Consider the following 20,425-nt stretch of genomic DNA (forward strand, 5'->3'; position numbering starts at 1 on the left):
TCGCCGACTGCGCCCATGGGCTTGGCCCACGGCCCCGGGAGCGTCGAATCCGTGGCCCCGCCCGACGTGGTGCACCTTCCGGCCCGGCCGGCCTCGCGGCGCCTCGATAGCGCGGGCGGCGCGGCGCTGCCCGCTGCCATCGGCACCGCCGTTGCCGATGGCGGTGTGGCGCGGTGTTTGTCGGGTCAGCGCAGCGGGTTGGGGATCTGGCACCACAGGTCCTGCAGCGGGTCGTCGGCGAGGCGCATCGCCGTGGTGGCCTTCAACGGCCACGTGTCGGCGAAACAGGCCTTGCGGTCGTCGTTGTCGGTGACGGTGTCGCGGATGGTCGTGGCGACCACGTCCCAGGCGGCTTCCGCATGCCGCTCGCCGCCGAGGGCGTGCACGAGCTCGGTCAGCACCGTGGACAGGGCGGCGGCGAACAGCTTGGTGCGTAACTCGTCCTCGTCGTGGGTGGGCAGGGCCCCGATCAGTGGCGGCATCGGCAGGCCGGCGCGGGCGAGCCGCCCCGGGTGGACGTGCAGGCCGCCGAGGTCGCGATACCAGATGGTGTCCGGGCGTCCGTTGCGGATCTCAACGAGGGTGTTCTGGCCGTGTGCCTCGAGGGCGACGCCGTCGCGCAGCAGGTCGAACAGGGCGGGCAGGAGCAGCCGGACGAGCTGGCCGAAGAACGCCGGGGTGAGCAGGTCCGGCCGGTGCGGCAGGAGGGCGAGCGGGAGGACGAACGCGCCGGGCGGTGGTGCCTGCCGCCAGACGGCGCCGAGGGTGCGCTGGGGGTCGCCGTGAGTGTCCAGGACGGTGGCGGCGGTGGTCTCGCGCAGGATGCGCAGGCCGTGGGTGCGTGCGGCGAGGGTGGCGACGAGGTCGGAGGCGAGGGGGCCGTTGTGCACGGCCGCCGCGGACAGGGTCCGCACGGCGCTGGTCATCTGGATCTCGACGGCGGTTTTGATGTGCTGGTCGGGGGTGTCGAGCGGGGCGAGGGTCCGCAGCGACATGAGCGGCCGGGCGGGCAGGTCGCGGCCGGTGTCGCGGACGAGGCCGGTGGCGAGGGCCCGCTCCAGCTGCCACGGGTGGACGGGCAGCAGCGGCCGGCGGGGTGCCCCGGTGGTCCGCCAGCGGCCGGGGTCGACCTCCACGACGCGCAGCCGGACCAGCGGATGGTGCTCCGGTGCGTATGCGAGCACGTCGGTGGTGCTCATCCCGATCCTGGTGCGGCAGCACGGGTGCAGCGGATGTCCGTCCACGATGGATTGCTCGAGGGCGACCAGGTCGCTGTGGCGGTGGCCCTCGCCGCCCAGGTCCGCGGCGGCGAGGCCCAGGGCGAGGTTGGCGACGCTGTTGTCCAGCTCCCGCACGAGGCGGTCGGCGTGACCGGTGGGGTGCAGCGCCTCCAGGAGGCGGGCGGGGTGGGTGTGCGTGACGCCGTCGGCGACGACCGCCCTCAGACCGTCGCCGAACAGCGTCGGTGCGGGTGTGCCGAGGCGGCGGGTGTCGACGACGCCTTCGCGCCACAGGGCGCCCCACAGCCGGCGCAGCACCCCGGCGCGGGCCTTCGGCAGGGCCAGCGTGAAGCTGCTGACCAGCTGCACGCCCACGCGTCGGAGTGCTTGCAGGGTCGCTTGTTCGTCGGGTGCCAGCAGCGGGTTCACAGTCGAATCCTAGCATCCTAGGACGCCTTAGACGACGTGCCTGACGGCACGCCTTTGAAACCCCTGTCTCCGACAGGGGAGGGCGGGGCGAAAGGTCCGTTCGGGGCGGGTGGGAATCGCGTCAGCCGTTCGGGCAGACATGTACCTTCGGTCGCCGGGCTGCCCGTTCACCTGCGGAAATGCTGTGATGTACGCGAGGATCAGCTTTGAAGCACGGACGCTTCGGGAGGCACCCCATGGAGATTCGACAGCTGTCGCCGGCGACGCACGCCGCTGCGCAGAACAAGACGACGAACACGCCGGCGGTCGAGCCGGTCGCGCCGCCCCCGAAAGGTGGGCTGCCCGGGTCGCAGCAGGTGCTCAGCCAGCTGACACCCGGCGACCGGGCGGCCATCTCAGGGTTGACCGGCTATCACCTGTCGCCGACCGGCGCGGTGACGAACGTCGGCGGGATGCCGCCGTGGTCGTTCATCATGGCGTTCGCCGCGTCGCGGACCGCCGCGCAGCCGGAGGTGGACGCGGAGAAGGCGACGGACGTGACCGCGGTGGAGCACGTCGACGTCACCGTGTAGCAGCGCCCGCCGGGGTTGGGCGTGCCGTGGTGCCGGGTGTAGGTGACCTGGTGGCGACGACGATGTCCGGTGTTCGAGGTGCCGCGTCCGCGACGACGGTGCCGTTGATGGCGCAGTGGGTGGCGCGTGAGACGGCCGGCCGTGAGCGGGTCAGGATGCGGTGGGGTGCTCGCCCCTCATGAGACGTGCGCCGCCGACCGGACCGGTCGGCGGCGCCTTCATGTGTGGGTGGGTGCGCTGGCACGCCGACGGCCTGCGCACCCGGGTCCCAGCTTAGGGTTCTGGTATGACTCTGGAGCGGAATCCGTTGTGGCGGGGTGTCGCGGTGGCGCTGGTGACGCTGTTCGAGGCGGACGGGTCGGTGGATGTCGCGGGCACGGCCCGGCACGCGGAGCGCCTCGTCGCGTCCGGTGTGCGGGCGGTCCTGGTGGCGGGGTCGACCGGTGAGGCGGACGCGTTGGGTGATGGTGAGCGGGTGGCGTTGGTGTCGGCGGTGCGGCAGGCGTGTCCCGGGGTGCCGGTGATCGCGGGTGCGGGTGGTGCGTGGGCGGGTCCGGCGGCGGAGTTGGCGGCGGCGTCGGTGGCGGTGGGTGCGGATGCGGTGCTGGTGGCGCCGCCGCGGCGGGCCGGGGATCTGCGGGTGTTCTACGAGCGGGTGGCGTCGGCGGCGGATGGGCGGCCGGTGCTGGCGTATCACTTTCCGGCGGTGGCGGGTGGTGCGGTGCCGGTGGAGGTGTTGCCGTCGTTGCCGGTGGTGGGGGTGAAGGACTCGACGGGTGATGTGGAGCGGTTGTTGCGGTTGCTGACGGAGTGGGACGGCGCGGTGTACGTGGGTTCTTCGGCGTTGGTGTCGACGGCGGGGATGTTGGGTGCGGCGGGGGCGATCCTGGCGGTGGCGAATGTGGCGGTGGAGGACTGTGTGGCGGCGTGGGAGGGTGACGCGGCGGCGCAGTTGCGGTTGGCGGGTCCGCATGTGGCGGCGAGGACGGGGTTTCCGCATGGGTTGAAGCGTCTGGTTGCGGAGCGGTTCGGCACGTCGACGGCGGCGCGGATGGGGTGACGGGGTTACGGTCCGGTTTCGGGGTGTAAGAAGCCGTCGCGGTGTGTTGACCGGGGGTGGTCGGCGGATTTCCATGGATGTATGGGTGACGACGCGCTGGTGGCGGAGCGGTCGGGGTTGATCTCGTCGATGTTGGCGGTGATCGATCGGCGCGACTGGGGTGACCTGGTGGATCTGGTCACGGATGACGTGGTGTATCACCGTCCGGGTTGTCCGCCGATCGAAGGGGTGGACGCGTTCGTGGCGTTCTACCGGCGGCGGTGCATCGTGGCGTCGGGGCGGCATGCGGTGGACCGGTGGGTGGAGTCCGGCGGGCAGGGGTTCGTCTGGGGCCGGTTCGAGGGGATGTCGCATTCCGGGGTGCCGTTGAATGAGATCTTCGCGGACTGGTTCGAGGTTCGTGACGGTCGGGTGGCGCGGCGCCGGACGTTCTTCTACCGCCCGGCGATCTGAGACCCCGAAGCGCCCCGAAGCGCCCCGAAGCGCCCCGAAGAGCCGGAAACCGCGTGGCGTGGCGTGCCGGCGGGGTGGAGGATGCCGTGCCGTGACGGTGGATGAGTTCCGGACGGCGTCCGGGGTGCGGCTGCGGCCGGTGGCGGAGCGGCCCGGTGACCTGAACTGGCTGTTGCTGCCCGGTGGGCCGGGGATCGGGTCGGAGAGTTTGCAGGGTCTGGCGGACGCGGTCGGTGTTGCGGGTGTGACGTGGCTGGTCGACCTGCCGGGCGACGGTTCGAATGTGGTCGGTGGTGATCCGTTCGCGGGGTGGCCGGGGGTTCTGGTCGAGGCGGCGGAGGCGTTGCCGCGGGTGGTGTTCGTCGGGCATTCGACGGGTGGCATGTATCTGCTGTCGGTGCCGGAGCTGGAGCCGCTGCTGGCGGGGCTGGTGCTGGTCAGTTCGGCGCCGCATGCGGGGTGGATGACGTCGTTCGTGGAGATGACGCAGGAGTATCCGTTGCCGGCGGTCGAGGCGGCCGGTGCGGTGTACGAGGCTGATCCGACGGATGAGCATCTGCGGCTGGTCACGATGGCGGCGGCGCCGTGGAACTTCACGCCGGCGGGGGTGGCGGCCGGCACGGAGCTGTTGGCCCGGATGCCGTGCAACGCGGCTGCGGTCGACTGGTCGGCGCGGAATTTCGACAGCACGTACGCGTCGCGGTGGTGGCCGGCGCAGTTGCCGACGCTGATCGTCAGTGGGGTGCGGGACCGGGTCGTCGCGCAGTCGTTGTGGGATGAGCCCCGGTTTCGGGGTGATCATGTGCTGCACCGCTGGATCGAGGATGCGGCGCATTTCCCGTGGGTGGAGCGTCCGGACGGGGTGCGTGCCGCGTTCCACGAGCTGGCCGCGGTGGTTTCGGGCTGAGCAGTGCTGAGCAGTGCTGGGGCAATGACCCACCTCACCGACCCGGCCGGTCTGCACGAGGCCGGGTCGGTGTGGTGGTTCAGCCGGCGTGCGGGGCTGCGACGTCGAGGATCCAGGTGACGCCGAAGCGGTCGGTGAGCATGCCGAAGCCCGGTGTCCACTGCGACGGGCCGTACTGCTCGATGATGTCGGCGCCGTCGGCGAGTTTGTTCCACAGCGCGGCGATCTCTTCGGTGGTTTCGCCGCGGACGGAGACGAAGAATCCCTGGTTGGTGAGTGTCATGCCGTGCTCGCGGCTGGTGGTGGCCGGTGCGGCCGTGGCTGGGGCGTGGCTGGGCACGTCGTAGGCCATGATGCGGAAGCCGTTGTCGGCGGTGACCTGGCCGAAGACGATGTTGTCGGCGTCCGGGAGGTCTGTCGGCATGCCGAAGTCGCGGTAGGCGATGGCGGTGAGGTGACCGCCGAACACCGACTGGTAGAACTCCAGCGCCGTGCGTGCGGTGCCGCGGAAGTTCAGGTGGGTGGTGGTGATGGCCATGTTGGGACTCCTTCTTGAAAGCAACACCGGCTTGAGGCAGGACCGGCTTGGAGCAAGATTCGCAGCGGTGGGTGACAGGGTGTGGCACCTACTTCGGGCAGGATCGGGTGCATGCCGAAAACGTCCGCGCGACTGCTGGCCCTGCTGTCGCTGTTGCAGGCTCGCCGGGACTGGTCCGGGTTGGTGTTGGCCGAGCGCCTGGACGTCAGCCTGCGCACGGTGCGCCGCGACGTCGATCGGCTCCGTGAGCTCGGGTATCCGATCGTCGCGGGGAAGGGCCCGGACGGCGGTTACCGGCTGGGCGCCGGCGCTGAGCTGCCGCCGTTGTTGTTCGACGATGACCAGGCTGTCGCGCTCACCGTCGCCCTGCAGCTCGTCGCGACCACGCCCGGTGGTGGTTTTGCCGAGGCGGCCGCGCGGGCGTTGCACACCGTCCGGCAGGTCCTGCCCTCGCGGTTACGGCACCGCGTGAACGCGTTGCAGGTCACCGCGGTTGACCGGCCGGCATCTCGGCCGGCCGGGCCGGTGGGCGGCGGCGTGCTGGTGGCGTTGAGCGCCGCGGTGCACGCCCGGGAGATCCTGCGGTTCGACTACGGGTCCGGCAGCGGGGACGGACCTGCGCGCCGGGTCGAGCCGCATCATGTGATCACCTGGGACGGTCGCTGGTATCTCGTCGCCTGGGATCTTGACCGTGGCGACTGGCGCACGTTCCGGGTGGACCGGATCACGTTGCGCACGCCCAATGGTCCCCGTTTTGTTGCCCGGGTGGTGCCGGGAGGGGATGTTGCCGCCTATGTCACCAGCACGTTCCGCGGTTCTGGTGACGGGTCGGGAAGCTGGCCGTGCCGGGGCACGGTGGTGCTCGATCTGCCGGCGGCGGTTGTGGCGCTCTACACCCGCGACGGCGTCGTCGAGGAGATCGGCCCGGATCGTTGCCGGTTGACGTTCGGGTCGTGGTCGTGGCCGAGTCTTGCTGCTGCCGCCGCCCGGTTCGACGCCGACATCGAGGTCGTCGGTCCGGAGGAGCTCACCGACGCGTTCGCGCGGCTCGCCGACCGGTTCGCCCGGACCGTGGCCGGATCGCGTCGCCGCTGAACGCGACCCTGACAGCGGCCCAGCGACCCTGACAGCCGGTTACCCGTGGGACAGGTCGCGGCGGACGGCGTCGGCGGTGTGTGAGCCGGTGGCGTGGGTGAGTTGTTCGGGGGTGCCTTCGAAGACGATGGTGCCGCCGCCGGTGCCGGCGTCGGGGCCGAGGTCGATGATCCAGTCGGCGTTCTTGATGACGTCGAGGTTGTGTTCGATGACGATGACGGTGTTGGTGCGGGCGACGAGGCGTTCGATGATGTCGAGCAGGTGCTGGATGTCGGCCATGTGCAGGCCGGTGGTGGGTTCGTCCATGACGTAGACGGTGCCGGTCTTGTGGAGTTCGGTGGCGAGTTTGAGGCGTTGGCATTCGCCGCCGGACAGGGTGCTCAGTGGTTGGCCGAGGGTGAGGTAGTGCAGGCCGACGTCGTTGAGGGCGCGCAGGACGGGTTGGATGTTGGGTTCGGTGAAGACGGTGGCGGCGGTTTCGGTGGTCATGTCGAGGATGTCGGCGATGGTGTTGCCGCGGAGCCGGTGTTGGAGGACTTCGGGGCGGAAGCGTCGGCCGTGGCATTCGTCGCAGGTGGTGGTGTGGCCGGTGATGAGGGTGAGGTCGGTGGTGATGGTGCCGAGGCCGTGGCAGGTGGGGCAGGCGCCGGTGGAGTTGGCGCTGAAGAGGCCGGGGGCGACGTTGTTGGCTTTGGCGAAGAGGGTGCGGATGCTGGTCATGATGCCGGTGTAGGTGGCTGGGTTGGCGCGGGTGGAGGTGCTGACGGGGGTTTGGTCGATGACGACGGCGGTGGGGTGCTGGGTGAGGAACGCGTTGTTGATGAGGGTGCTTTTGCCGGAGCCGGCGACGCCGGTGATGACGGTGAGGATGCCGGTGGGGATGTCGACGGTGAGTTTTTTGAGGTTGTTGGTGTTGGCGTCGGTGATGGTGAGGGCGCCGGTGGGGGTGCGGACGTCGGTTTTGAGGGGGAGTCGGTGGCGCAGGTGCCGGCCGGTGTGGGTGCGGGCGTAGGGGAGGGCTTCGAGGGTGCCTTCGTAGACGATTTCTCCGCCGTGGGTGCCGGCGTCGGGGCCGAGGTCGATGATGTGGTCGGCGATGGTGATGACGTCGCGGTCGTGTTCGACGACGAGGACGGTGTTGCCTTTGTCGCGGAGTTTGCGGAGCAGGTTGTTGAGGCGGGCGACGTCGTGGGCGTGCAGGCCGATGCTGGGTTCGTCGAAGATGTAGAGCATTTCGACGAGGGCGCTGCTGAGGTGGCGGACCATTTTGACGCGTTGGGATTCGCCGCCGGAGAGGGTGTTGGTGGGGCGGTCGAGGGTGAGGTAGCCGAGGCCGATGTCGATGAGGTGGGTGATGCGGTGGCGGAGGGTGCCGACGATGGGTGCGGCGGTTTCGTGGGTGAAGAGGCGTAGGACGGCGAGGAGTTCGGTGGTTTCCATGGCGGTGAGGTCGGTGATGGCGTAGCCGTCGATGCGGCTGTTGCGGGCGGCGGTGTTGAGGCGGGTGCCGCGGCAGGTGGGGCAGGTGGTTTCGGGGTGGTGTGGTTGGGTGCCGGTGCCGTGGCAGTCGGGGCACATGCCGTGGGGGTGGTTGAAGGAGTAGCTGTTGGCGGGGCCGAGGTGGGGTTGGCCGGCGTGGCTGTAGAGGAGCCGGAGGATGGCGTTGATGTCGGTGGCGGTGCCGACGGTGGAGCGGGGGCCGCCGCCGAGGCGTTTCTGGTCGACGATGACGGCGGCGGAGAGGTTGTCGATGTGGTCGAGGTCGGGTGGTGCGGCGGTGGGGAGGCGGGTGCGGGCGAAGGCGGTGAAGGTGTCGTTGAGTTGGCGTTGGGCTTCGGCGGCGATGGTGTCGAAGACGAGTGACGTTTTGCCGGATCCGGAGACGCCGGTGAAGACGGTGATGGCGTGTTTGGGGATCTGGACGGTGATGTTCTTGAGGTTGTTCTCCCTGGCGCCGGTGATGGTGATGTGGGTCGGGGCTGGTTCGAACAAGGTCACTCCTCGGTGCGCGGTGCGGTGGTGGTGCTGGTGAGGTGGAGTTCGGCGATGACGGCGCGGTGGTCGCTGCCGGGCACGGTGCGGGTGCCGGTGTCGCCGATGCCGATGCGCCGGTCGGCGAGGATGTGGTCGAGGGTGACCCATGGCACGGTTCGTTGTCCCCGCCATCGTTGGAACGGCCAGGTCGGGGCGAGGCCGCGGCCGCGGGTGGCGGCGGCGTCGCGGTAGCCGGTGCGCAGGACGCGGCGGAGCGGGCCGTGGTCGAGGGTGGCGTTGAAGTCGCCGAGGAGGACCTGTGGGACGGCTCCGCCGGCGGGTGGCTGCGCGGCGAGGTCGCGTGCCCAGCAGTTGGTGTGTCCGGGGCGGGGTGCGCACGGGTGCACGGATTCGATGCGGACCGGGCCGGCGCCGGGCACGTGGACCGTTGCGCCGGCCTGCCGCATGCCGCAGGGGTGCTGGCGGGCCAGGCCGGGTTTGTCGCCGTCGGCCGGGGTGAGCGGGTGCCGGCTGAAGAGCCCTGAGCCGTGGCCGTGCCGGGCGGGGTGGGTGACCCGGAACGGCAGGAGTCCGTCGACGCCGGCGGCGTCGAGGGCGTCGAGGGCGCCGGGGGTGAGTTCCTGCACGGCGAGGACGTCGACGTCGTCGATCTTCACCTGTTTGACGAGTGCTGCCATGTCGCCGCGGTCGTACAGGATGTTGGCGGTCATCACCCGCAATACCGCCCCGGGACGTTCTTCTGAGCGGGTGGCGAGGAGTCGCGGGACCACGACCGCGGACAGCGCCGCCCACGTCAGGATGCATACCAGCCATGGTCCGGTCGCGCCCGCGATCGCCGCGGCGACGGCTGCGAGCAGCGCGATCGGCGCGATGTAGGGCGTGAACGCCATGATTTGCACGAGCGGTGTGCCCCGCTCCGACCCGGTCAGCCGGACCAGTGTGAATCCGGCCAGGACTGCCGCGACCCCCCACAGCACCATGCGGCCGAACCTACCCGTTCGGTGTGACAGTTTCGGTCAGCCGCCGTTCCAGGGGGGTCCGGAATCGTGGGGTCACCCGTATGTCGCCGATCCAGTCGGTGAGCCGGTCGGCGTGCTGGTGGACGGTTGCCTGTACCCGACTGGGGGGTTGGGGTGGGAGGAACTCGACGAGGACCCGGTCGGTGTGTGCCCAGCCGCCGATGATGTGGCCGTCGGCCCAGATGGTCGGGCCGGGGTTGCCGGTCCGGTCGAACAGTGCTGGTGCGTGCGGTCCGAGGTACCAGTCGCGGCCGGCCCAGCCCATCACGGTCGGGTCGAGTGCGGGGAGCAGCGCGACCCATGGTGGTGGGGTGGGGACGTCGTCGACGTCGTCGGCGAGGACGATGCCGGTGCCGCCGCCGTCGAGGGTGACGGTGACGGTGTCGAGGGCGGCGAGGGCGGCGCGGGTGTGGGTGAGGGTCCACCCGGTCCACCACTTGAGGTCGGCGATGGTTCCGGGCCCGTACCGGGCCAGCCAGGCGTGCGCGAGCGCGGCGCGGGCAGCCGAGGGGTCGAGGTCGGGTAGTGGTCCGGGGAGCCATCCGTCGAGGAGGTGCCAGGTGTATTGGGTGCTGGTCCAGGTGCCGTTGGGGCGGCCGCGGACGATGCGGCCTTCGGCGGCGAGCAGGAGCAGGACGCGGCTGGTGATGTACTGGCTGCCCTGCGGGAGGTCCAAGGTGGTCCGGAGGCGGGGGACGTCGGTGGACAGTTGCGTGGCGGTGGCGGCGCCGCCGCGGGCGTGTAGTGCGGTGAGGGTGTCGGTGAGCAGTGTGTCGAGCCATTCGGCGGTGCCGGCGCCGTATTGGTGGAGGTGTTTGATGAGGAGCCGGCGTTGTTCGGTGGCGACGGCTCGGGTTGCGGCGGCGTGGATGGTGGGGGCGGTGCTGGTGGGGACGACGAACATGGTGCGGCGCATCCCGAGCATGCGGAGCAGGCTGCGGCGGGTGTAGAGGGCGTCTTCGAGGTCGGTGACGGTGGGTGTGGCGAGGCGGGCGGCGGTGGACAGGTACACGGTGGCGGCGTCGGTGGCGTGCAGGGCGACGAGGTCGGCGGCGACGGCGTCGGGGCCGGGAGCGCAGGGTGTGGCGAGGCCGTGTCGCCAGGCGAGTCTGGCGCGGCGTTGTGTGTCGTTGATATGCGGGCTGATCACCGGTGCAACGATATGGTCACCGGCGCAGCGAGTCGACGTAGAGCGTGATGATGACCAGCACGACAACTGCCGTGCCGAGGATGACCCAGAGGAGCCCGATCCCCATGGATTCGACGGTACCGATGGCAGCCCCCGCGGGGTGTCGCCTGCACGAGTGACATAGGGTCCGAGCCGATGTCCACCGCATTCGTTCTTGCGCACACCAGCCTGTCTCCGGTTCCGCTCGTGCCGGAGGTGCGGTTGCGGTTGGCTGATGAGGCGATCGAGTTGTGGCAGTACACGGAGAAGTTTGCCGGTGGGGTGCAGTTGCCGCCGCCGTTCTGGGCGTTTGCGTGGGCGGGTGGGCAGGCCCTCGCCAGGTACATTCTGGACAATCCGGACCTGGTGCGGGGTCGGCGGGTGCTGGATGTGGCGGCCGGGTCGGGGCTGGTCGCGATCGCGGCGATGAAGGCCGGCGCGGCGCAGGTGACGGCGGTGGAGATCGACCCTCTCGCGGTGACGGCGATGGCGGTGAACGCGGCGGTGAACGACGTGACCGTCGACGCGCGGCTGGAGGATGTGCTGCCCGGTGACGGCGGCGACGCCGAGGTGGTCCTCGCCGGTGACGTGTTCTACAGCCGGGAGATGACGGGGCAGGTGCTGGAGTTCCTGCGGCGGGTCACGAAACGGGGCGCGGACTGCCTGGTCGGGGATCCGGGGCGGGCGTATCTGCCGAAGGAGCACCTGCGGCTGGTCGCGGTGTATGACGTGCCGGTGCCGCAGACCCTGGAGGACACGCCGGTGAAGCGGACCACCGTGTGGCGGCCGGTTCTCTAAACTGTCGCACCGATGCACCCCTTGCAGCCCGTCCAGCATGCTTTGACGCCGGCGTCCGGTGACTTCACCGACGCGTGGCTGGCGAACCGGCGGTTGTCGGCGCACACCCGGGCGGCGTACCGGCGTGACGTGCACCAGTTCCTCGCCTGGTGCGCCGGCCGGGACCTCGATCCGTTGCGGGCGTCGTTTCTGCACGTCAACGCGTATGCGCGGGACCTTGAGTCCACTGTGGACGTGCGGACGGGGAGGGTCCTGGCGCCGGCGAGCGTGGCGCGGAAGCTGTCGGCGTTGTCGAGCTGGTATGCGTTCCTGCTGCGGTTGCAGGCGGTGGCGGCGAACCCGGTCGGTGGCGCGGACCGGCCCCGGGTCGACCGGGACACGTCGGCGACGGTCGGGTTGAGCGGTGCGGAGGTCGACGCGATCCTGGCCGCGGCGACCCGGCAGGCGGGGCCGACCGCGGCCCGGGACCTGACGATCCTGGCGTTGCTGGCGGATCTGGGGTTGCGGGTCGGTGAGGTCGTGGCGCTGGATCACGCGGACATCGGCACCGAGCGTGGGCACCGCACGGTCCGGTTCGTCGGCAAGGGCGGCAAGCCGCGGCGGCGGGCGTTGACGCCGAACGTGGTCGCGGCGCTGGAGGTGTATCTGGCGGTCCGCGGTGACGTGCCGGGGCCGCTGTTCGCGACGGCGTCGGGTGGGCGGGTCGACCGGCACGCGGTGTTCCGGCTGGTGCGGCGGCTGGCGAAGGAGGCCGGGGTGCCGGCGTGGGCGCGGTTGTCGCCGCATTCGCTGCGGCACGCGTTCGCGACGTCGGCGCGGGACGAAGGGGTCCCCCTCGAAGACGTGCAGGACGCGATGGGGCACGCCGACCCGCGCACGACCCGCCGGTACGACCGGGACCGGCACAACCTGGACCGGGATCCCGCGTACACGATCGCGGCGGCCCGGGCCCGAAGGGGGAACACCGCATGATCATCCGGGTGGCGGGGGACGGCGACGTCGACGCGATCGCGGCGTTGCACGCCGACAGCTGGCGGCGGCACTACCGGGGTGCGTACGCCGACGCGTACCTCGACGGTGACCTCGAGCACGACCGGCGCACGGTGTGGCGGGCCCGGTTCGCCGACCGCTCCGCGACGGCCACGTTGGTCGCGGAAGACCAGAAGGCAGTCGTCGGGTTCGTGCACGTGGTCCTCGACGACGACGAGCGGTGGGGCAGTCTGGTGGACAACCTGCACGTGACCAGCGGCCGGCGGCACGCCGGGATCGGCACGGCCCTGCACGCCGCCGCCGTCGACGCGGTCGTGGAACGGGCCCGGGATCAGCGGCTGTACCTGTGGGTCCTGGAGCAGAACGCGGCGGCGCAGCGGTTCTACCGGTCCCGCGGCGGGGTGTACGTGGAGACGGTCCGGGTCGGTGGGGACCCGGCGCGGCTGGCCGGTGCCCCCAACAAGTGGCGGATGGTGTGGGACCGGCTCAGATGAGCTGATCGAAGTGGGTGTGCAGGTCCGCGGACACGTCGGCGCCGCCGAGGCGGCGCAGCGTCCACAGCGTCGCGAGCAGCGCGGGCCGGTCGTCGCCGCGGTCGGTGGCCCAGGCGGCGTGTTCGAGGAGCAGCGCGGCGGTGAGGGTGTTGCCGAGGCGCAGCGCGAGTTCGCGGGCGCCGGCGACGACGCGGCTGTTGCGGGGGTCGGCGGCGGCGGTCTCGACGTCGACGGCGAGGCGGCGGGTGGCGGCGATGACGGCTTCGGCGACGTCGGGCAGGCGGGTGACGGCGGCGTCGGCGGCGATCTCGGCGCGGTGCAGCAGCGGGCGGGCGCCGGCGCCGGTGGCGAGGGCGCGGAGCACGTCGATGGACAGGACGTTGGTGGTGCCTTCCCAGATCGGCAGGACCTGCGCGTCGCGGAGCAGGCGGGGGATGCCGGTGTCCTCGACGTAGCCGGCGCCGCCGAACGCTTCGAGGTATTCGCTGGCGGAGGCGACGGCGAGCCGGCCGGTGGTGAGTTTCGCCAGGGGCGCGACGAGGCGCAGCTCGTCGCCGGTCGGGTCGGCGCCGAGGAGGGTGAACGCGTGCGCGGCGAGGGCGTAGGCGCCGGCGGCGTCGACGGCGAGCCCGCCGAGGGTGGCGCGGTGCAGCGGGTTGTCGGCGAGGACGCCGCCGGCCACTCGGCGGTTCGCGGCGTGGCTGAGCGCGTATTCCAGGCCTCGGCGCATCCCGCCGGCGGCGGCGGCCGCGTTGTGCAGGCGGGTGACGACGACGAGGGTCATCATCCGGGCCAGGCCGGGGACGCCTGCGTCGCCGACGGCGATGGCGGGGGTGTCGTCGAGGCGGACCTCGCCGGTGGGGACGGCGCGGGTGCCGAGTTTGTCCTTGAGGCGCAGCACCTGCAGGCCGGGGGCGGGGGTGACGCCGTCGCTGGTGTAGCGGGGCACGAGGAACGGGGCGAGGTTGCGGCTGCCGGGGCCGGCGCCGGCGGGGCGGGCCAGGGCGACGGCCATCGCGGAGTCGATCGCGGAGCAGAACCATTTGTCGCCGGTGAGCAGCCAGGTGCCGTCGGGGCCGGGGCGGGCGGTGGTGGTGGACCCGGCGATGTCGGAGCCGCCCTGCGATTCGGTCATCCACTGGCCGCTGGTGACGGCGACGGCCGGGTCGGTGGAGGTGAGCCGGGCCAGCCACGGCGACGTCGGGTCGGTGGCGGCGAGGAGCGCGGCGGCGCCGTCGGCCATGGCGACGGGGCAGGAGAACGTCGCGGACTCGGGCCCCCACAGGTGCAGCAGGGCGTGCTGGACGATGCGGGTGCCGGGTCCCCACGTGTCGTGGGCGTCGCGCTGGTAGGGCAGCGCGACGACGGCGTGGCGGGCGGCGGCGGCGCGTTGGGTGTCCCAGCCGGCGGAGACGTCGACGCGTTCGATGCGGGCGCCCCACGGGTCGAACCGGGTCAGGGTCGGCGGGTGGGTCTCCGCGTCGTGGTGCGCGGCCCGCAGCGGGCCGAGGACGTCGGCGGACAGCGCGGCGAGGCGTCCTTTGGCGGCGGCGTGCCCGTCGGGTCCGAGGAGCCGTTCCAGCCAGCCCCGCAGCTGCCAGTCGCTGGTGTACGGGTCACGCAACGCCGGGCTGTCCTGCACGAAACGGCTCATACCCAGGAGGTTACCGTCCGGTAATGGGGTTAGACGAGCCGCAGCTGCCCCTCCTGCCGGGCGGTCGGGCCGAGGTCGCCGACGCGGTGGTGGCGGCGGCACAGCACCTGGTAGCGGACGTCCTGTTCGGTGTGGTCCTGCTGCGGGGAGTCGGAGGAGTCAGAGGAGGAGGCGGTGTCGCCGATGACGACCTGGTCGCCTTCGCGGGCGATGCCGCCGTTGACGACGCGGGCGTTGAGCAGCCCCGGCCGGCCGCACCAGCACAGCACCTCGACCTGGACGCGGGTGACCTCGTCGGCGAGTTCGAACAGCCGCTGCGCGGCCGGGAACAGGCTGGTGCGGAAGTCGGTGGCGAGGCCGAACGCGTACACGTCGACGTCGGAGGTGTCGACGAGGTCGGCGAGCTGTTCGATCTGCGCGACCGTGTAGAAGCTCGCCTCGTCGCAGATGAGGTAGTCGACCCGGATCCCCTGCTGCCAGCGTTGCCGGACGAGGCCGCGGATGTCGAGGTCGGCGCTGACGTCGACGGCTTCCTTCCCGAGGCCGATCCGGGTCGACAGGCGGCCCGGCCCGGCCCGGTCGATGGTGGTGAGGACCAGGCCGCGGCGGCCCTGCCGGGCGTGGTTGTAGTCCATCTGCAGGGCGAGGGTCGACTTGCCGCAGTCCATCGGACCGTAGAAGAACTTCAGCGAGCCACCGCGTCGTAGCCGGCTGTCACCGGCGGCGACGCAGGCGTTCGGGTCTTCGTCGAGGGAGGAGGTGGAGGACGTCACGACGAGGCAGCCTACTGGTCGCCCAGGCGTTCCAGGTTCTTCAGGCGGGCGCGGACGGTGTGACGTTCCGGGGTGCCCATCGCCTCGAACAGTTCCAGCGCCGTGCGCAGCCGTTTGCGGGCCAGGCGCGGGTCGTCGGTGCAGACACCGAGACCGTGGTAGGCGCGGGCCTGTTCGTAGCGGTGCCCGATGCGCATCGCCCGGTCCAGGACCTGCGCGTGGACGAGTTTGCCCTCCGCGGGCCGGCCGAGCGCTGCTAGGGCCTCACCGTAGGTGTTGCCGGCCTGGCAGGCGACGGTCGGGTCCAGCTGCTGACCGTCCTCGTAGGCGGTGCGCAGCAGGTCCAGGCCCCGTTCGGTGCTGGCGTCGGTGGCGGCGAGGGCGACGAGGCTGGCGCCGAGGTAGCAGCGGGCCTCGAGTTCGGCGGCGGGGCCGACGTCGCCGCCGAGTTGCCGGCGCGCCCACGACAGCAGCAGGACCGCCTGCCGGTGCCGGCCGAGCCGGGCCCGGGACGCGCCGAGTTCGACGGCGCCGAGCGCGGCGGGCCAGGTCAGGCCGGCGGCGCGGCCGTGGCCGATGATGCGTTGCGCGACGAGCGTCGACTCGTGGACGCGGCCGACGGCGCGGAGCATCCCGGCGAGGGCGCCCCACTGGACGCTGACGTGCCAGCCGTCGCCGCCGTCGCCGATGAGGGACCGTTCCAGCAGGTGCAGGGCCTCGTCGAACCGGCCGACGTTGAAGTACACGTAGGCGAGGTTCGACCGGGCCCGGACCCCCCACGTGGGGTGCGCGACGAGCCGGGCCAGGTGCGCGGCGGCGGAGGTCAGGTCACCGCCGCGGGCGTGCGCGGACGCGAGGTAGTTGTGGGTCATCGCGATCAGGTCCGCGTCGTGGAGGGCCTCGGCGGCGGCGAGGGCCCGGCGGTGCAGGTCCAGGGACACGTCGTTCATCGAGTTGCGGAACAGGTACCCCCACAGGGCGCGGGGCAGCAGGACGGTGTGCCGGTGCCAGCCGAGCCGGTCGGCGAGGTGCGCGGCGGCGACGACGTTGGCCAGTTCCAGGTCCAGCCACCGCCGGGTGTCGATCATGTCGGTGAACGTGGGGACGTGCGGGCCGACGTCGGTGAAGTCGACCGGGTCCCGGTCGCGGTTGCTCTCCCACACCCTCGTCGCCGCCGCGGTCGCCTGCAGGTAGTAGTCGAGCATCCGCCGGGTCGCCGGGTCGTGTTCGGGGTCGGTGCCGGCGAGGTGGGTGGCGTATTCGCGGAGCAGGTCGTGCAGCCGGAACCGGCCGGCGACGGGTTCGTTGAGCAGGTGCGCGTCGACGAGCTGCGCGAGCAGCGCGTCGGTGTCGCCGGCGGGCAGGTCGGCGAGGGCCGCGACGACCCGCATCGACAGTTCCCCGGCGGGGTGCACGCCGAGGAGCCGGAACAGGCGCTGCGCGGCGGGCGGCAGCTGCCGGTAGGACAGTTCGAACGCGGCCTGCGGGGACCGGCCGTCCACGGCGAGGTCGACGGCGGCGGGGTGGGCGCGGCGCAGCCGGTCGGCGAGGTCGGCGACGCTCCACGACGGGCGGTGCGCGAGCCGCGCCGCGGCGAGCCGCAACGCGAGGGGCAGGTGCCCGCAGAGGCGGGCGACCTCGGCGGTCGCGGCCGGGTCGGCGGCGGCGCGGGCCCCGACGACCGCGGTGATCAACCGGCGGGACTCGACGGCGGACAGCACGTCCAGCGACACGGGGCGGACCCCGTCGAGGCCGGCGATGCGGCGGCGGCTGGTGATGATGACCAGGCACGCCGAGGACCCCGGCAGCAGCGGCAGGACCTGCGCGGCGTCGGCGGCGTTGTCGAGCACGAGCAGGACCCGGCGGCCGGCGAGTTCGCTGCGCCACCGGGCGACGCGGTCGTCGGGGTCGGCGGGGACCCGGGCGGGCGGGACCCCGAGGTGGGCGAGGAGGACACCGAGGGCGTCGTGCGGCGGCAGCGGCGGCTGGTCGCTGTGCGCGCGCAGGTCCAGGAACAGCCGTCCGTCGGGGTAGCGGCCGGCGACGCGGTGCGCGACGTGGACGGCGAGGCTGGTCTTGCCGACGCCGGCCATCCCGTCGATGCTGAGCACCGCCGGTACCCCACCTAAGTCCTCGTCCGAGTCGGAGTCCAGGTCGTCGTCGGGGTTGATCAGGTCGGCGATGAGGTCGTCGCGGCCGGAGTAGTCCGCGACGTCCCTGGGCAGCGTCCACGGCCGCGCCGCACCCGCCGGCGGCGACGCGGCGGCGGGTGGTTCGGCGGGTGGTTGCAGCAGGTCGTGGTGCAGGCGTTGGAGCTGCTCGCCGGGGGGCAGGCCGAGCTCGTCGTCGAGGGCGTCACGCAGCCGCCGGTACACGGCGAGCGCGTCGGCGGTCCGCCCGGCCCTGGTCAACGCCGTCATCAACTGCCCGGTGAGCCGTTCCCGCAGCGGGTGCTGCTCGACGAGGGCGGTCAGCTGCCCGATCAGCTCCGCGTGCAGGCCGAGACGCAGCTCCACGTCGACGCAGTCCTCCAGGGCCGCGTCGCGGCGTTCCTCGAGGGCGACCGCGTGGGCCTGCGCGGCGGGGCTGTCGACGCCGGCGAGCGCCGGGCCGCGCCACAGGTCCAGGGCGGTGCGCAGCTGCGCGCGGGCGCCGCGCAGGTCCCCTCCGGCGGCGGCGGCCCGGCCGGCGGTGACGAGCGCGGCGAAGGTGAGCGTGTCGAGTTCGTCGTCGGCGACGGCGGCGCGGTACCCGGCGGTGTCGGTGCGGATCGTGTCCGGCAGCAGCCGGCGCAGCCGCGACACGCACGTGTGCAGCTGCGCCCGGGCGGTCGCCGGGGCCTGGTCACCCCAGACGGCGTCGACGAGCCGGGCGACGGTGACGACCCGGTTCGGCTGCAGCAGCAGCATCGCCAGCAGCACCCGGTCCCGGGCCGCGGCGATCTCGACCGGCCGCCCGGCGACGTCGACCGCGAGAGGACCGAGCAGCCGGTAACGCACGGTGCCGAATCTAGTCCGCGGGGGTGGTGGTGGCTACAACCGGTTGCTACAGGCGGGCCGGTGGGGTGTTGCCGGCCTGTTCGATCGCCTTGCGGATCGGCACCGCGAGCAGCGCGACGAACCCGACGACGAAGAACACCAGCAGCGAGATGATCGCGACGCGGTAGCTGCGGGTGGTGTCGTAGGCGAGGCCGAACAGCAGCGGCCCGAGCCAGCTGGTGCCCTTGTCGGAGATCTCGTAGATGCCGAAGTACTCGCCTTCGCGGCCCTTCGGGATCAGCTGCGAGAACAGCGACCGTGACAGTGCCTGGCTGCCGCCGAGGACCAGGCCGATGCCGCCGCCGAGCGCGACGAACAGCAGCGGCTCCTTCGCCGGCAGGAAGTACGCGATGACGATGATCACGGTCCACAGCACGAGACTGCCCAGCAGCGTCTTCCACGCCCCGTACCGTTTCGCGAGCCAGCCCAGCAGCAGCGCCCCGGCGAACGCGAGGAACTGCACCATGAGGATCGTCGGGACCAGCACGTCGTCGTCCAGTTGGAGTTCTTTCGTGCCGTACTGGCTGGCCAGGGCGATCACGGTCTGGATACCGTCGTTGTAGACGAGGTACGCGACGAGGAAGAACAGGGTCAGCGGGTACGCCTTCAACGAGCGCAGCGTGTGCCACAGCTGCCGGAACCCGTCGGTGAGCAGGTTCACGCCGGCGGTGGGGGGTTCCAGCAGGGGCCGGTTGCGCAGCCGGATGAGGGGGATGGTGGTGAACCCGGCCCACCACAGGCCCGCGGACACGATGCTGTAGCGGGCGACCTCGCCGGTGCTCATGCCGAGGCTGTCCTTCATGAGGACGGCGACGACGTTGAGCAGCAGCAGCAGGCCACCGCCGAGGTATCCGAACGCCCAGCCGAAGCTGGAGACCCGGTCGCGGTCCTCCTCGGAGGAGATCTGCGGCAGGAACGAGTTGTAGACGACGACGGACGCGCCGAAGGAGATGTTCGCGACCAGGAACAGGGCCGCGCCGAGCAGGTACCGGTCGCCGGTGAGGAACAGCATCCCGGCGGTCGCGGCCGCGCCGAGGTACGCGAACAGGGCCAGGAGCTGCTTCTTGCGCGGTGAACGGTCCGCGACCGCGCCGACGACCGGCAGCACGAACACGGTCAGGAACACCGACAGGCTCACCGTGTACGGGAACAGGGCGCCGGGCGCGATCGCGATGCCGAGCGGGTGGATGACGGCGTCGTCGCAGGCGTCATCGACGCAGCCGGCGGCCTTCTCCGCGATCGAGGTCAGGTAGGGGCCGAGGAACACCGTGACGACGGTCGTGGAGAACGCCGAGTTCGCCCAGTCGTAGAAGTACCAGCCGACACGTTCCTGTTTCGTGCTGAGCTGCGGTGTTTCGGGCACCTCGACGGCGGACACGGGCGCGGCCTTCCTAGGCGGGGTTCCAGATGCCGCGAGCGGCGTACACGTCGCGGAGCACCTCGATGTGATCGGTCATGATGCCATCAACGCCGAGGTCCAGGAAGTGCCCGATCTGGGTGGCGTCGTCGATCGTCCACAGGTGCACGTGCAGGCCCAGCCGGTGCGCGTAGCGGATGAGGCGGGGCCCGGCGAGGGTGAGCCGCCCGTACCGGGGCGGGATCTGCACCGCGACGACCCCGGCGGGGACCTGCACCGGCCGGCCGGTCAGCGACCCGGCGTAGAGGGCGGCGACCTCCCGCATGCCCAGCGACGTCGCCACGGCCGGGCCGGTCCGGGCGCGGATACGGGCCAGCCGCCGGGACGAGAACGACGCGAGCAGGACCCGGTCATGCGCGCCGGCCCGGTCCACGACGTCCAGGGTCGGGCCGACGGCCGCGTCGGTCTTGCAGTCGATGTTGAACCGGACGTCGGGCCACGCGTCGAGGACCTCGTCGAGGCGGGGCACGACCGCGGCGCCGCCGACCCGGACCGTCTGCAGGTCCGCGAACCGGACGTCGATCATCCGACCCGGACGCCCCAGCATCCGCTGCAGCGTGTCATCGTGGAAGACGACCGCGACACCGTCGGCGGTGGCGTGCGTGTCGGTCTCGATGTACCGGTAGCCGAGCTCGACCGCACGCGCGAACGCCGCTGTCGTGTTCTCGTCACCGGCCGCCGCGCCGCCACGGTGGGCGAAACCCAACGGTCCTGGCAGGTCAAGATAGGCCACGCCGACAGTATGGAGTGATCTTCGCCTGCGTTTGCGTAACGGCGGGTTACCGGAAGCTGTCCAGCAGTCTCC

General features: G+C 71.9%; 18 protein-coding genes. 8 read left to right on the forward strand and 10 right to left on the reverse strand.

Going from position 1 to position 20,425, the window contains the following annotated elements; translation table 11 throughout:
- Positions 1-185: 185 nt before the first annotated feature.
- Positions 186-1,649 (reverse strand): IucA/IucC family protein, encoded by a 1,464-nt coding sequence (locus tag ACFPIJ_RS34320; protein ID WP_380121412.1) that lies wholly within the window; start codon positions 1,647-1,649, stop codon positions 186-188.
- Positions 1,650-1,885: 236 nt separating this feature from the next.
- On the opposite strand from ACFPIJ_RS34320, the gene ACFPIJ_RS34325 reads away from it, so the two are divergent.
- The 4 genes from ACFPIJ_RS34325 (at position 1,886) to ACFPIJ_RS34340 (ending at position 4,641) form a co-directional block, all read left to right on the forward strand.
- Positions 1,886-2,221: a hypothetical protein gene (locus ACFPIJ_RS34325; protein WP_380121415.1), complete on the forward strand. Its 336-nt coding sequence runs from the start codon at positions 1,886-1,888 to the stop codon at positions 2,219-2,221.
- Positions 2,222-2,507: 286 nt separating this feature from the next.
- Positions 2,508-3,281 (forward strand): dihydrodipicolinate synthase family protein, encoded by a 774-nt coding sequence (locus tag ACFPIJ_RS34330; RefSeq protein ID WP_380121417.1) that lies wholly within the window; start codon positions 2,508-2,510, stop codon positions 3,279-3,281.
- An 81-nt stretch (positions 3,282-3,362) separates the two neighbouring features.
- Positions 3,363-3,734, forward strand: a complete 372-nt coding sequence (locus tag ACFPIJ_RS34335) for a nuclear transport factor 2 family protein (RefSeq protein ID WP_380121419.1) — start codon at positions 3,363-3,365, stop codon at positions 3,732-3,734.
- Between the two features lie 91 nt (positions 3,735-3,825).
- The gene (locus tag ACFPIJ_RS34340) at positions 3,826-4,641 is read left to right on the forward strand and encodes an alpha/beta fold hydrolase (protein WP_380121421.1); all 816 of its coding nucleotides are present in this window, start codon (positions 3,826-3,828) and stop codon (positions 4,639-4,641) included.
- Between the two features lie 79 nt (positions 4,642-4,720).
- Here the strand turns inward: ACFPIJ_RS34340 and ACFPIJ_RS34345 are convergent, their stop codons facing one another.
- Positions 4,721-5,179, reverse strand: coding sequence for a VOC family protein (locus tag ACFPIJ_RS34345; protein WP_380121423.1), 459 nt, complete (start codon positions 5,177-5,179; stop codon positions 4,721-4,723).
- A gap of 111 nt (positions 5,180-5,290) precedes the next feature.
- Here ACFPIJ_RS34345 and ACFPIJ_RS34350 point away from each other — a divergent pair, with 111 nt between their 5' ends.
- Positions 5,291-6,274, forward strand: a complete 984-nt coding sequence (locus ACFPIJ_RS34350; RefSeq protein ID WP_380121424.1) for a helix-turn-helix transcriptional regulator — start codon at positions 5,291-5,293, stop codon at positions 6,272-6,274.
- A 39-nt stretch (positions 6,275-6,313) separates the two neighbouring features.
- On the opposite strand, the gene ACFPIJ_RS34355 is transcribed toward ACFPIJ_RS34350, so the two are convergent.
- The 3 genes from ACFPIJ_RS34355 to ACFPIJ_RS34365 are packed head-to-tail and all read right to left on the reverse strand — an operon-like array spanning position 6,314 to position 10,438.
- Positions 6,314-8,272: an ATP-binding cassette domain-containing protein gene (locus tag ACFPIJ_RS34355; protein ID WP_417323606.1), complete on the reverse strand. Its 1,959-nt coding sequence runs from the start codon at positions 8,270-8,272 to the stop codon at positions 6,314-6,316.
- On the reverse strand, positions 8,269-9,249 hold the full coding sequence (locus ACFPIJ_RS34360) for an endonuclease/exonuclease/phosphatase family protein (RefSeq protein ID WP_380121428.1): 981 nt from the start codon (positions 9,247-9,249) through the stop codon (positions 8,269-8,271). Before ACFPIJ_RS34360 ends, ACFPIJ_RS34355 begins: the two co-directional genes overlap by 4 nt.
- Positions 9,250-9,259: 10 nt before the next feature.
- On the reverse strand, positions 9,260-10,438 hold the full coding sequence (locus ACFPIJ_RS34365) for a winged helix DNA-binding domain-containing protein (protein ID WP_380121430.1): 1,179 nt from the start codon (positions 10,436-10,438) through the stop codon (positions 9,260-9,262).
- Between the two features lie 174 nt (positions 10,439-10,612).
- Here ACFPIJ_RS34365 and ACFPIJ_RS34370 point away from each other — a divergent pair, with 174 nt between their 5' ends.
- Genes ACFPIJ_RS34370 through ACFPIJ_RS34380 form a run of 3 tightly spaced genes read left to right on the forward strand, consistent with a single transcriptional unit; the run spans position 10,613 to position 12,738 of the window.
- Positions 10,613-11,254, forward strand: coding sequence for a class I SAM-dependent methyltransferase (locus ACFPIJ_RS34370; protein ID WP_380121432.1), 642 nt, complete (start codon positions 10,613-10,615; stop codon positions 11,252-11,254).
- A gap of 12 nt (positions 11,255-11,266) precedes the next feature.
- On the forward strand, positions 11,267-12,226 hold the full coding sequence (locus tag ACFPIJ_RS34375) for a tyrosine-type recombinase/integrase (protein WP_380121434.1): 960 nt from the start codon (positions 11,267-11,269) through the stop codon (positions 12,224-12,226).
- Positions 12,223-12,738: a GNAT family N-acetyltransferase gene (locus tag ACFPIJ_RS34380; protein WP_380121437.1), complete on the forward strand. Its 516-nt coding sequence runs from the start codon at positions 12,223-12,225 to the stop codon at positions 12,736-12,738. The genes ACFPIJ_RS34375 and ACFPIJ_RS34380 overlap by 4 nt, the downstream gene beginning before the upstream one ends.
- Here the strand turns inward: ACFPIJ_RS34380 and ACFPIJ_RS34385 are convergent.
- Genes ACFPIJ_RS34385 through ACFPIJ_RS34405 form a run of 5 tightly spaced genes read right to left on the reverse strand, consistent with a single transcriptional unit; the run spans position 12,731 to position 20,353 of the window.
- Positions 12,731-14,392, reverse strand: coding sequence for an acyl-CoA dehydrogenase family protein (locus tag ACFPIJ_RS34385; protein ID WP_380121439.1), 1,662 nt, complete (start codon positions 14,390-14,392; stop codon positions 12,731-12,733). The two genes, ACFPIJ_RS34380 and ACFPIJ_RS34385, sit on opposite strands and share 8 nt — an antisense overlap.
- A 29-nt stretch (positions 14,393-14,421) precedes the next feature.
- Positions 14,422-15,165, reverse strand: a complete 744-nt coding sequence (locus ACFPIJ_RS34390; protein WP_380121441.1) for a thymidine kinase — start codon at positions 15,163-15,165, stop codon at positions 14,422-14,424.
- Positions 15,166-15,176: 11 nt separating this feature from the next.
- Positions 15,177-18,164 carry an AfsR/SARP family transcriptional regulator gene (locus ACFPIJ_RS34395; RefSeq protein ID WP_380121443.1) on the reverse strand — a complete coding sequence of 996 codons (2,988 nt, stop codon included), beginning with the start codon at positions 18,162-18,164 and terminating at the stop codon, positions 15,177-15,179.
- 46 nt (positions 18,165-18,210) lie between these two features.
- Positions 18,211-19,581: an MFS transporter gene (locus ACFPIJ_RS34400; protein WP_380121445.1), complete on the reverse strand. Its 1,371-nt coding sequence runs from the start codon at positions 19,579-19,581 to the stop codon at positions 18,211-18,213.
- Between the two features lie 13 nt (positions 19,582-19,594).
- Positions 19,595-20,353, reverse strand: coding sequence for a glycerophosphodiester phosphodiesterase (locus ACFPIJ_RS34405; RefSeq protein WP_380121448.1), 759 nt, complete (start codon positions 20,351-20,353; stop codon positions 19,595-19,597).
- Between the last annotated feature and the right edge of the window lie 72 nt (positions 20,354-20,425).

The sequence above is a fragment of the Dactylosporangium cerinum genome (genome assembly GCF_042653625.1).
Classification (GTDB): domain Bacteria; phylum Actinomycetota; class Actinomycetes; order Mycobacteriales; family Micromonosporaceae; genus Dactylosporangium; species Dactylosporangium cerinum.